This window comes from Nocardia sp. NPDC004604 (assembly GCF_040609795.1).
Taxonomy (GTDB): domain Bacteria; phylum Actinomycetota; class Actinomycetes; order Mycobacteriales; family Mycobacteriaceae; genus Nocardia.
On record NZ_JBEXLC010000006.1, the window covers coordinates 103952 to 116208 of the forward strand.

General features: G+C 67.6%; 8 protein-coding genes. 3 read left to right on the plus strand and 5 right to left on the minus strand.

The window, feature by feature from the left end; all coding sequences use genetic code 11:
* Position 1 precedes the first annotated feature (1 nt).
* A complete protein-coding gene (locus ABZW16_RS04895; protein WP_354952268.1) occupies positions 2 to 688 on the minus strand; it encodes an iron dependent repressor, metal binding and dimerization domain protein in 687 nt (228 codons plus the stop codon).
* A gap of 321 nt (positions 689 to 1009) precedes the next feature.
* On the opposite strand from ABZW16_RS04895, the gene ABZW16_RS04900 reads away from it, so the two are divergent.
* Both ABZW16_RS04900 and ABZW16_RS04905 read left to right on the plus strand, forming a co-directional pair.
* The gene (locus tag ABZW16_RS04900; RefSeq protein ID WP_354952286.1) at positions 1010 to 2164 is read left to right on the plus strand and encodes an acetoin utilization protein AcuC; all 1155 of its coding nucleotides are present in this window, start codon (positions 1010 to 1012) and stop codon (positions 2162 to 2164) included.
* The gene (locus ABZW16_RS04905) at positions 2157 to 4925 is read left to right on the plus strand and encodes a GNAT family N-acetyltransferase (protein ID WP_354952270.1); all 2769 of its coding nucleotides are present in this window, start codon (positions 2157 to 2159) and stop codon (positions 4923 to 4925) included. The genes ABZW16_RS04900 and ABZW16_RS04905 overlap by 8 nt, the downstream gene beginning before the upstream one ends.
* A gap of 629 nt (positions 4926 to 5554) precedes the next feature.
* On the opposite strand, the gene ABZW16_RS04910 is transcribed toward ABZW16_RS04905, so the two are convergent.
* The 4 genes from ABZW16_RS04910 to ABZW16_RS04925 form a co-directional block, all read right to left on the minus strand.
* The gene (locus ABZW16_RS04910) at positions 5555 to 6571 is read right to left on the minus strand and encodes a LacI family DNA-binding transcriptional regulator (RefSeq protein WP_354952272.1); all 1017 of its coding nucleotides are present in this window, start codon (positions 6569 to 6571) and stop codon (positions 5555 to 5557) included.
* A gap of 253 nt (positions 6572 to 6824) precedes the next feature.
* A complete protein-coding gene (locus ABZW16_RS04915) occupies positions 6825 to 7793 on the minus strand; it encodes a sigma-70 family RNA polymerase sigma factor (RefSeq protein WP_354952274.1) in 969 nt (322 codons plus the stop codon).
* A gap of 194 nt (positions 7794 to 7987) precedes the next feature.
* Positions 7988 to 9505 (minus strand): methyltransferase, encoded by a 1518-nt coding sequence (locus ABZW16_RS04920; protein ID WP_354952276.1) that lies wholly within the window; start codon positions 9503 to 9505, stop codon positions 7988 to 7990.
* Between the two features lie 360 nt (positions 9506 to 9865).
* Positions 9866 to 10606 (minus strand): VOC family protein, encoded by a 741-nt coding sequence (locus ABZW16_RS04925; protein WP_354952278.1) that lies wholly within the window; start codon positions 10604 to 10606, stop codon positions 9866 to 9868.
* Positions 10607 to 10886: 280 nt separating this feature from the next.
* Here ABZW16_RS04925 and ABZW16_RS04930 point away from each other — a divergent pair, with 280 nt between their 5' ends.
* Complete coding sequence (locus ABZW16_RS04930) at positions 10887 to 12170, plus strand: MFS transporter (RefSeq protein ID WP_354952280.1); 1284 nt, start codon at positions 10887 to 10889, stop codon at positions 12168 to 12170.
* The last annotated feature ends 87 nt before the right edge of the window (positions 12171 to 12257 follow it).

The window sequence follows — 12257 nt, forward strand, 5'->3', positions numbered from 1 at the left end:
CTCAGACCAGCTTCACCTGGACGGCATGGGCCATTTCATCCGAGAGTTCGAAACCCTCGTGGCCGGGCACGGTGATGACCACCGAGCCGGGCTTGGTCTCGACCGTCACACGGGCATCGGGCACCACACCCGCCTCCCGCAGTTGGCCGATGACCTCCGGATCGGTCTGGATGTGCTCGGCGAGGCGGCGCACCACGACCGCGTGCACCTGACCGTGCGGCAGATCCGAGAGCCGCACCAGGGTCTCCTCGGCGGCGTTCGGCGGGGCGATGCCCAGCTCGTCCAGGCCCGGAATCGGGTTGCCATAGGGGGAGGTGGTCGGATGGTTGAGCACCTCGACCAGCCGCCGCTCGACGTCCTCGCTCATGACGTGCTCCCAGCGGCAGGCCTCGGCGTGCACGTTCTGCCAGTCGAGCCCGATGATGTCCACGAGCAGCCGCTCGGCGAGGCGATGCTTGCGCATGACCGCGACGGCCATGCTGCGGCCCTTCTCGGTCAGCTCGAGATGGCGGTCACCGGCGACCAGCAGCAGACCGTCGCGTTCCATCCGCGCGACGGTCTGGCTCACTGTCGGACCACTCTGCTCGAGGCGCTCGGCGATCCGCGCGCGCAGGGGCACGACACCCTCTTCCTCGAGGTCGTAGATGGTACGGAGGTACATCTCCGTGGTGTCGACCAGATCCTTCACCTGTTAACCCTTCGTCGGCACGAATTCTACCCACGCACGTCGGCACCCCCGCGTGCCGCGTCGTCTCGCGCTACACCGGTGACTGCGCTGTGGGAATTCTGTCGGCGCACGGCTGGTCGCCGTGTTCGCACATGCTTGTATTTCTACTGCATACGAACGTCCAACGGGGCGGTTAGCTTCCCGCGTAGCGTTGCGAGCATGGCCACTGCACCGCGCGGCGAACACTCCGCGCCGCTCGACGAAGGTGATCTCGAGTCGCGACCGGGGACCGTCGTCTGGACCGACCGATTCCTCGACTACGCATGGACGCCGGAACACCCCATGAAACCGGCGCGTCTGAAGTTCACCATGGCGCTCGCGGAAAGTCTCGGATTGCTCGCCGGTGTCGAGCCATTGGTGCCGGCGCAGGCACAGCTGTCGGATCTGCTGCGCATCCACACCGCCGACTACATCGCTGCCGTCGAACATGCCACGCAGCCAGCGGGTGCGCCGCTGGCACCACCGTATGGCCTCGGCTCACCGGACAATCCAGTGTTCCCGCGGATGCATCAGGCGGCCTCGGTGATCGTCGGCGGCACGTTGGCCGCCGCGCGCGAAATCGCCGAGGGCCGCACCCGGCGCGCGGTGAGCATCGGCGGCGGTATGCACCACGCGATGCCGGATTCGGCCGCCGGATTCTGCATCTACAACGATGCGGCCGTGGCCATTTCCTGGCTCCTGGACCACGGCTACGACCGCATCGCCTATATCGATGTCGATGTGCATCACGGCGATGGCGTGCAGCGCGCCTTCTACGCCGACCCACGGGTGCTGACGATCTCGCTCCACCAGCATCCGGCGACCCTGTGGCCGAATACGGGGTGGCCCGAGGAGACCGGACACGGCGCCGCCGAGGGCACCGCGATCAATCTGGCGGTGCTGCCCGGCACTCGGGATGCCCAGTGGCTGCGCGGTTTCCATGCGATCGTGCCCAGCGCACTCGCAGCGTTCCGGCCACAGATCGTGGTCAGCCAATGCGGTGTGGACACCCATCGCGAGGACCCTCTCGCCGATATGGAGCTGACCGTGGACGGTCAGCGCGCCGCCTTCATCGCCATGCGTGATCTGGCCGACGAGTATGCCGAAGGCCGGTGGCTCGCCGTCGGTGGCGGCGGCTATGGCCTGGTGCGCGTCGTGCCGCGGGCCTGGACGCATCTGCTGGCGACCGCACTGGATCGCACCATCGCACCGGACACCGCGGTGCCGCAGGACTGGATCGAACTGATCCGGGCGGCGGCCCCGACCGTCGATCCGCCGCGCACCATGGGTGACGGTGGTGACATCTCGTTCCGCCGATGGGATGGACCCGGCGGCACCGGGGAAACTGGGGACGCGCGCATCGACCGCGCGCAACGCGCTATCGATACGGCCGTATTGGCTACGCGCCGAGCCACCTTCGGGTTGCTCGGACTGGATCCGGAGGACCCCCGTGACTGAGAACCCGCCCATTCCGGATTCGGCGAGCACTCCGGTAGTGCCGCCACCGCCGCCGCAGCACTGGTTCGCCGATGTATTGGCCTCTGACGGTGGCGTGGTGCGGTTGCGTCCGATCACACCCGATGACGCCGATCGGCTGCAGGAGTTCCACGCGGCACTGTCGGATCGCACCCGGTATCTGCGCTACTTCGGTCCGTACCCACGCATTTCGCCGAAGGATCTGTACCGCTCCACCCACGTCGACCATCACGACCGGGTCGGGCTGCTGCTGGTGCTCGGGGAGGCGATCATCGCGGTCGGCCGCTATGAACTCCTGACCGACCGCCCCGGACCACGCGCCGCCGAGGTCGCGTTCGTGGTGGCCGACGAACACCAGGGGCGCGGACTCGGCTCGATCCTGCTCGAACATCTGGCCGGGGCGGCCGCCGAGAACAAGATCGAAACCTTTGTCGCCGAGGTACTCGCCGAGAACACGGTGATGGTCACCGTCTTCCGCGACGCGGGCTATCAGGTGGAGCGCAGCAGGGACGGTTCGGTGCTGCATCTGGAATTCGCCATCGATCCCACCGAAGCCCTGCTCTGGGTGCGGGATTCGCGCGAACGCGCCTCCGAGGCGCGCAGTGTGGGCAATCTGCTCGCGCCGCGTTCGGTCGCGGTGATCGGTGCCACCATCGGCCCGGCCCGGGTCGGTGGGGTGATCCTGGCCAATATGCTGTCCGGGGTGTTCCAGGGGCCGGTGTTCCCGGTCAATCCGAACCGTAGATCGGTGCGCGGGGTACGGGCCTATCCCACCGTGCGCGATATTCCCGACGAGGTGGATCTGGCCGTGGTCGCGGTCCCCCCCGAGGCGATCGGTTCGGTCCTCGACGACTGTATGGCCAAGGGCGTCAAGGGGTTGGTCGTACTGACCGCGGGCTTCGGGGAGACCGGCGCCGGTGGTGTGGTCGCCGAACACGAACTGGTCGAGGCGGCGCGCGGACACGGGATGCGGGTGGTGGGGCCGAGCGCACTCGGCATCGCGAACACCGACGCCGCAGTTTCGTTGAACGCGACCCTCGCCTCGGTGTTGCCCGGGCGCGGGCGCATCGGATTCTTCTGTCAGTCCGGGCCGTTGGGTGCGGCGATCCTCGGTGAGGCCGCCGCACGCAACCTGGGATTGTCGACCTTCGTCTCGGCGGGCAATCGCGCCGACGTGTCCGGCAACGATCTGCTGCAGTACTGGGACACCGATTCCGCCACCGATGTGATCCTGCTCTATCTGGAGAGCTTCGGTAATCCGCGCAAGTTCTCCCGGATCGCGCGTCGCGTCGCACGCAGCAAGCCGATCGTCGCGGTGAGTAGCGGCCGGCTGGCCGCACGGGCTCAGCCGACCGGCGATATGGACCGCTCGATCGTGCGTGACCTGTTCGCACAGTCGGGAATCGTTCAGGTCGACTCGATTTCGGAGCTGTTCGACTGCGCCGCGCTGCTGGGTTATCAGCCGCTGCCCGCCGGTCCACGGGTCGCCGTGATCGGCAATAGCGCGGCATTGAACTGGCTGGCCGTCGACGCGGCGCGCGGAGAGGGGCTGCAGGTGCGGCGGCCCGACGCGGTGGCGTCGGAGGACGTTCGTCGTCCGCGCCCCACCGAACGGGTGGTGGACGAGGAGTCGGTCGGCGATCCGGTGAATCTCGGTCCGGATGCGACGCCGGGCGCGTATCTGGACGCAGTGGTCGCAGCGCTGCGCTCGGATGAGATCGATGCGGTGATTGTGGTTTTCGCGCCGCCGGTGCCGCTGCCGATGGCCGGATTCGCCGATGCCATCCGCGAGGCCGCGGTGGCCGTGCCCGATTCCGGCAAACCAATTCTCACCACTTTCGTTGCTGAGCAAGGGATTCCGAATCTGCTCGCGGTGCGCGGTCCGGGCGGTACGGCGGCGCGTGGGTCGATTCCGTCGTATCCGGATCCGGAGCGGGCCGCTCGTGCGCTGGCCAAGGCGCGCCGGTACGCACAGTGGCGCACGAAACCGGTTTCGACGGTGGTGCGCCCGACGGGCATTGATGCGGAGCGGGCCGAGCGGTTGGTCGCCGGATGGATGCGCGATTCCGATGGCCGGTGGCTGACCGATCTGGAAGCGGTGGACCTGTTGGACTGCTACGGCATTCGCGTCGTCGAGTTCCGTGAGGTCCGCAACCCCGATGAGGCGGTGGCGGCCGCCGAGGAACTCGGCTATCCGGTGGCGGCCAAGGCGACCGGCGAAATGTGGCGGCGGCGACCGGATCTCAGCGGTGTCCGACTGGACCTGTGGCGTCCGGAGGCCGTGCGCCAAGCCTATTCGCACCTGGTCGAGCTGTGTGGTGATCCGGCGGTGCACATCCAGAAGATGGCCAACCCGGGCGTCGGCTGTGTGCTGCGGGTGCAGGACGACCCGTCCTTCGGCTCGGTCATCGAATTCGGCCTCTCCGGCATGATCATCGAACTTCTCGGCGATCGCGCCTACCGCGCCCTCCCGCTCACTGCCGACGAGGCCACCGCTCTCATCGACGCTCCCCGCGCGGCCCCCTTGCTATCCGGCACCCCTGCCAGCCCGCGCGTCGACAAACCCGCCCTTGCCGAACTCGCCCAACGCGTCTCGGCCCTCTTCGACGACCTCCCAGAAATCCGCGAACTATCCTTCGACCCCGTCCTCGCCTCCCCGAACGCCGCCGCCATCCTCTATGCCCGAGCCCGCATCGGCCCCGAACCCAGCCGCTTCGACACCGGCCCCCGCCGCCTGGGCTAACTGCCCCGCACTTGGCGACAATGTTCCGGAGGCACCCCGAGCTGTGGGTTTCAGCAATATCGCTTCGGCGATCCGTCCTGCCCAATTTCGCCTCCGAGTCAGTCGTTTCGACGTTGGCTCGGCGACACGTCGGATGGCCCAGGCGGCGGCCGAAAAGTTGACCGGCCGGAGTCGCTGACACCGGGCCGGTCCCTACGCCGAGGATGTCGGCAACGTGGCGGGCGTGGCTCGGGGCCGGGCGATCGGATCGGCCAGCGTGTTGCGATGTTGGCTGGTAGCGCGTCGGGTGATTGACCGGCCGGAGTCGCTGACACCGCTGCCCACACCGAGGATGTCGGCGACGTGGCGGGCGGCTCGGGGCCGGCCGGGCGATCGGATCGGCCAGCGTCTTGCGATGTTGGCTCGTAGTGCGTCGGATGGGCGGACTGGCCGGAGTCACGAACGCCGGATCGCCGCCACGCTCGGAGTGTCAGCGGTGTGCTCGACTCGGAGTTGGTCGACTGAATCGGCCAGAGCGGCTATAAGCGGCTAGCGCATTTGACGAGGCGGAAGTCGCAAACGCCGGATCTATGGCCGTGCTGGGTGGCAGCGTCCCAGGGCGCGAGTCAGGGACCGGGTGATCGGGTCGGTTAGCGGTGGGGTGGGGCGGTGGAGCCGCGGATGACCAGGGATGGTGGGAGGAGGACCGAGCGGGGGGTGCGGTCGGGCTCGGCGATGGATTCCAGGAGCATGCGGGCGGCTTCTCGGCCGATGTCGTGGTGGGGGATGGCGATGGTGGTCAGCGGGGGATCGAGCTTGTCCAGGAATGGCAGGCCGTTGAAGCCGATCACGCTGATATCGGTGGGGCAGGTGATATCGCGTTCGGCGAGGGCGTCGTAGCAGCCCAGGGCGATGAGATCGTTTCCGGCGACCACGGCGGTGACCTCTGCGCCGGAGTCCAATGCGGCGTGCAGGGCGCGAGCTCCCGCGTCTTCGGTCCAGCTGTCGCACACCATGATTCGAGCGCAGTCGTCGAGACCGTGTTCGCGAACGGCGGTTCGGAAGGCACGCAGGCGCTCGACACCGGTGGAGGCGGTCTGCGGGCCCGCGAGGTGCAGGATTCGGCGGTGGCCCAGATCGACTAGATGACGCACCGCGAGCGCGATGCCCGCCGCGTCATTGGCGGCGACCGATCCGATATCGAGCCCTTCGGTGCGGCGGTTGACGAGCACCATGGGCACGCGCTGCTCCTGCAACTGCCGCAGCAGGGGATGCTCCAGCAGAGCGGTGGCGATGATCAAACCTTCGGCCTGGCGCGAGCGCAGCGATGTGATCTGGGCCTGCTCGCGGTCGGGCCGATCGCCGGTATCGACGATGAGTGTGCTGTACCCGGCGGCGGCCAGAACGTCCTCGATGCCACGCACTATCGGTGGAAACAGCGGGTTGGTGAGGTCGGGGATGACCAGTCCGACGGCGCCGGACTTGATGGTCTTCAGGTTCCTGACAATCGGATTCGGACGGTAACCCAGTGATTCCGCCGCACGTAGCACCCGTCGTGCGGTATCAGGATGCACCAGGGCACGAGCGTTCGGATTGAGTGCGCGCGACGCTGTGGCGGTATGCACACCGGCCGCCGAGGCCACATCGCGCAGTGTCGGTCCCTGCATGCGGAAATACTAGGCACCGTGCCGTATGGGTCATCGCCGATAATGGGAAACGCTGGCCCCGAAGGCCTTTCGACAAGAGGATCGCCGACCGGCTCGCGCGAAACCCGGAGGGGGCGGGACGCGCGGACACCGGTCGGCGTTTCGAGGTGACCCATCCGAGGTCACCAAGCCGGACGCCGGACCCGCCTCGGATGTAGTCCGGCGCCTGGAGGACGTGCCGGGATCACCGGCACGATTTACCGCAGGATTGTGCTCAGCTGGCGTAGGCGCGCAGGCGATCGGCCCGCTCACCCTTGCGCAGCTTCGACATGACCTCACGCTCGATCTGGCGCACCCGCTCGCGGGAGAGCCCGAAGAGCTTGCCGATCTGATCGAGGGTGCGCGGCTGGCCGTCGTCCAAGCCGAAGCGCAGGCGGATGACCTGCTGCTCCCGCTCGTCCAAGGTGGCGAGCACGCTGCGCACGTCGTGGTGCAACAGTCCGGCGATCACAGCGGACTCGGCCGAGGTGGCCTCGGAGTCCTCGATGAAATCGCCGAGCGGCGCCTCTTCGTCGTTGCCGACGGGCATATCCAGGCTTACCGGATCGCGGCTGTGGTCGAGCAGATCGGAGATCTTGTCGACCGGGATACCCGATTCGTTGGCCAGCTCCGCGTCCGTGGCCTCACGGCCGAGCTGCTGATGCAGTTCGCGCTTGATCCTGGCCAGCTTGTTGACCTGCTCGACCAGGTGCACGGGAAGGCGGATGGTGCGGCTCTGATCGGCCATACCGCGGGTGATGGCCTGACGGATCCACCAGGTGGCATAGGTGGAGAACTTGAAGCCCTTGCTGTAGTCGAACTTCTCCATCGCCCTGATCAGGCCGAGATTGCCCTCCTGGATCAGGTCGAGCAACGGCATGCCGCGGCCGGTGTAGCGCTTGGCGAGCGAGACGACGAGCCGGAGGTTGGCTTCGAGCAGGTGCGAGCGCGCGGACTGACCCTCGCGGACGATAATGGCCAGATCGCGCTTGCGGGTGGCCGACAGCCGCTTGCCGGTCTCCAGCAGATGCTGCGCATAGAGGCCCGCCTCGATGCACTTGGCCAGCTCGACCTCGTCGGCTGCCGTGAGCAGTGCGGTACGGCCGATCCCGTTCAGGTACACACGTACCAGGTCGGCAGCAGGGCTCTGGGCGTCGAGGTCCGAATCGCTGGTGCGCACACGAGTGGTGGCGGGGCTTGTCATGACTTGCCTCCTGTCGGTGGTGTCTCACTCCGATCAACGGACCCGACAGGAAGAAAGTTCCCCGCTACTGCTCCGATAAACCGCTCTGAACTGCGGTTTCCATCACTCGCGTCTGAGAAGTTCCTGAGAACCCCACCCTGTCGGAACAGCTCGTGCGCGATGTCTCGGATGCGAGTCGTGCGTTTGCCGCTTCGTTACACGGGCCGTACCAAACCGTGCCGAACCAAACCGGCCACCACGGATAATGCATCGGCCGCGAACTCTTCGGTCACCTCGCCGATGCCATCGGCGAGTGCGAGCAGTTCGATCAGCTCTTGTAACGGCAAGCCGTCGGCGCGCATTCCCGCCACGAGTGCGATGGTGGACTCATCCACCTCGTGCTGCCAGCGCGGACCGTCGCCGCGATGCAGCCGCGCGACCTGCTGGTCCCAGCCGAATTCGCCGTGCAGATAGACCCGTTCCAGCGCGGTGGCCGGATCGACAACGAAACGCGAAGTCCAGGCGAGGTTTTCGGAGGCGGCGGCGCGGCGCAGCCAGGCCGAGCGCGCGAAGTACGCGGTGGCCTCGGCACCGAGCGGATCGTCGAAGCCATGGGTCAGGTCCTCGGCGAGCAATTCGGTCGGGCCGTCGATGGCGTGCAGATAGACGAAGCCGAAGCCGACGCCTTCCACATCGGCGGCGGTGAAGGCATCGAGCCACTGCTCGGCGCGGGCTTGTGCGGCCGGGTCGCGCGGATCCAAACCCGCATCGCGCAACCAGGTTCCGACATAAAGGGCCGGATCGGCGATATCGCGCTGGACCACCCAGGCGTCGACACCGTGCGCGGGCAACCAGGACGAAACCCGATGGCGCCAATCCTCGCCGTCCACATGCACCCAGGCCGCCAGCATTGCGGCGGTGCCGCCGGGTGCGAGCAGGTCGGGGGCCTGCGATATCACCAATTCGCTTGCGCCGTCGAGGGCGAGGCCGGAGTCGCGGTAGGTGTGTTCGATGCGGGCGGGACCGACCACGAACGGCGGATTGGCGACCACCTGGTCGAAGCGGCGACCGGCGACCGGTTCGAACCAGGATCCTTCGAGGAGTTCGATGTCGAGTTCATTGAGCGCGGCCGTGGCCTCGGCCAGCCATAGGGCGCGGGCATTCACGTCGGTGGCGGTTACGCGGTCGGCATAGGCGGCGGCGTGTACGGCTTGGACGCCACAGCCGGTGCCGAGATCCAGGACCGAACCGACGCGGCGGGTCGGGGTGGCGCGCAGCAGCGAGAGCGAGGCATGGCCGACGCCGAGCACATGGTCCTCGCTCAGCGTGCGCCTGCGCATTGAATCGTCGAGATCGGACAGGATCCAGCGGGTGCCTTCGCCGGTGTCGAGCGGGCGCAGATCCAGGGCCGCGCGCACGTCGTCGCCATCGCGGGTCAGCAGGCCCGCCGCCACCGCGCGATCGATATCCAGCGGTGCCAGTGCCCCCGCGACCTCGCGTTCGGACAGCGTGTCACCGAGCAGCAACAGACGGATCAGGGTGCCGAGAGCTCCGACCGTGCGCGCGGCTCGGCGCACCGGGACCGGTTCGGAGCGGCCGAGCGCCGCGTGCGCATCCGGACCGAGCACTTCCAGCAGGGTGTCGGCGTCGTAGCCGACGCGGGTCAGCGCGGCCCGCAGATCGGGGCACAGCGCGGTGAGCAGCGATCCGGTCGTCGTCTGGTTGGTGGGCACATAGGTACTCTGCCACCGCGACACACCAGCTACCGAAACGTGTCCGTCGTGTCACATGGTCTGGGTCTCGGCGACCAATGCCGGACAGACGGTCGATGCCGGAGGGATGGTTGATGCCAGTCGGGATGGCCGCCGCCGACGAACCGCTGACGTCACTGGGGATGGCGACGCTGGCGGAACGGTTGATGCCAGTCGGGATGGCCGACATTGGACGAACGGCTGACGCCAGACGAGACGGCCGACGCTGGAGGAACCGCTAGCGCAGACGAGACGGCATCTTGTGCAGGTTCGGGCTATCCCCGCACGGACCTGTGCCCGGCGTGCGGTTCGTCAGTGTGGACGCAATCTCCTCGGCGCGGATCACACGCCGTTCGGGTCGCGCCCGGTGATGCAGTACAGGGCGTCGGCGGGGTCCGACATGACGATCCAGTGCCCGTGGCGCTCGACGAGGGTCGCGCCGAGGGACTGGTGCCAGGCGGCGGTGGCATCGATATCGGCGGAGGCCAGGTCGATGTGTGCGCTGGTCGGGCGGTCCTCGCCGAGGCGTTGCAGCAGAAGTTGTACGGGCATCGGCTCTTTCGCGCGCAGGCGGGCGAATTCGGGCAGGCGGCCTCGAGTCAGGTCCCAATTGGTGAGGGTGGTCCAGAACCGGGTTTCGGCGGCGTGGCCGGTGGGGCCGATATCGAGGCAGACCTGGTCGAGGCGGGTCAGGGTGCCGTCCGGGGCGCGGAAGGCCGGTGCGGGTGTGCTTTTGGCACGGCCACTCGGTGTGAAGCAGAAGATCTGACCGCCGGGCGAGCGCAGCACGGCATAGCTCTTGTGGTTGGCGACCAGTTCGGCATCGAGATCGAGTGCGATGCGGACCGCGGCCGTGACATCGTCGACATCGATATCGAGGTGCACACCGCCGAGTCCGGTCACCGCCTGCATTTTGACGCCCGCGACCGCGAAGAGTGCGGGATCCGGTAGGAGCGTGAGGAATTCGTCGTTCGCACCGCGCCGGGGCGAGAGTTGGGTGCCGGTGATCGTCGACCAGAACGTCGCGCATTCGTCGAAACGTTGTGTCGGGCGGTCGAGGAAGGCCCAGACCCACCGAATCATGCTGTGTCTCCTGTTTCCTGCGGAAAGCTCCCGTGCCGAGAGCGCCGTGCGATGGTGTCGCACCTTCCGCGCTTCGACGGCGTCCTGCACGCGATTCGGTACAGGTGTGTCGCACATCACTTGCGCCGGGGGAGTCCCGTCGCGTACCCCCCGCCACACAGTAGGGGCCGCGCCTGATGCTGTCGAGGTAGTTTCCGATCCGGCGTGTCTGGCACGATCTTGGCGGTTTATGGCATTCCGGCCACTCGTTGGGCGCGCGAAATTCCGGCAGTCTCAGCGGGTGACCGAACTGCGAACACCACCGACGCTGGGACCTGTCGATACCGTGACGCGGCGGCTGCATCCCGCCTGGGTCGTCGCCGGTGTTGGATTCATCGCACTGCTCGGCGCGGCCGCGTTCCGTTCGGTGCCGAGTGTGCTGCTTGATCCGCTGCACGAGGAGTTCGGCTGGTCGCATGGCACCATCGGGGCCGCGGTTTCGCTGAATCTGCTGCTGTACGGTCTGATTTCGCCGTTTGCCGCGGCGCTGATGGATCGATTCGGCATCCGACGGGTGGTCGCGTGCGCGCTGGTGCTCGTCGCGGCGGGCAGCGGGCTCACCGTATTCATGACCCAGCCATGGCATTTGGTCGCGACCTGGGGCCTGCTGGTTGGTATCGGCGTCGGTTCGATGTCCATGCCGTTCGTGGCGACGATCACCGGCCGCTGGTTCGTGCGCCAGCGTGGCTTGGTGACCGGCGTACTCACCGCGGCGGGCGCGACCGGGCAGCTGGTCTTCCTGCCGGTGGTATCGGCGGTGGCGCATGCGCACGGTTGGCGGGTGCCCTCGGTGATCGTCGCGGGCGTCGCGCTGGCGGTGGTGCCGCTGGTCCTGTTGTTCATCCGCGACTTCCCCAGTGACGTCGGCGTTTCCGCCTACGGCGCCGAACCGGGCAGCACGGTCGGGCTCCGCGTCCCCGCCTCCGGTGGCGCGACCCGGGCACTGACAGTGCTGGCCACGATCGCGCGCAAACCCGGATTCTGGCTGCTCGCAGGTGGATTCGCGATCTGCGGCGCCTCCACCAACGGCCTGGTCGGAACCCATTTCGTCAGTGCGGCACACGATCACGGCATGCCGCCGACCACCGCCGCGAGTCTGCTGGCCCTGGTCGGCATCTTCGATGTGGCGGGCACCATCTTCTCCGGTTGGCTCACCGACCGGGCCGACCCCCGCTACCTGCTGGTCGGCTACTACACCCTGCGCGGCCTGTCACTGCTGATCCTGCCGTCGCTATTCGCCCCCGACACCCAGCCGAGCATGTGGTTCTTCATCATCTTCTACGGCCTGGACTGGATCGCAACGGTCCCACCAACCGTCCTGCTCTGCCGCGAACTCTTCGGCGCCGACGGCCCCGTAGCCTTCGGCTGGGTCTTCGCCTCCCACCAAATCGGCTCCGCCATCGCCGCAACCGGCGCCGGCATCATCCGCGACCTCCAAGGCTCCTACAACCTGGCCTGGTACATCGCAGGCGCCCTATGCGCCGCCGCAGCCCTCATGTCCGCCACCATCCCCCGCCACCCCTAACCCCAGCTCCCAACCAAGTCGAGAATGCGCTCATGCAGGCCACTCACGGAGTTTGCCTGCATGAGCGCATGGTGACGCCTGTCCAGC

Excerpts from the sequence above, each read along its gene's own strand:
- ABZW16_RS04900 (WP_354952286.1), top strand. The coding sequence starts at position 1,010 with ATGAAACCGGCGCGTCTGAAGTTCACCATGGCGCTCGCGGAAAGTCTC.
- ABZW16_RS04910 (WP_354952272.1), bottom strand. The coding sequence starts at position 6,571 with ATGCAGGGACCGACACTGCGCGATGTGGCCTCGGCGGCCGGTGTGCAT.
- ABZW16_RS04925 (WP_354952278.1), bottom strand. The coding sequence starts at position 10,606 with ATGATTCGGTGGGTCTGGGCCTTCCTCGACCGCCCGACACAACGTTTC.
- ABZW16_RS04915 (WP_354952274.1), bottom strand. The coding sequence starts at position 7,793 with ATGACAAGCCCCGCCACCACTCGTGTGCGCACCAGCGATTCGGACCTC.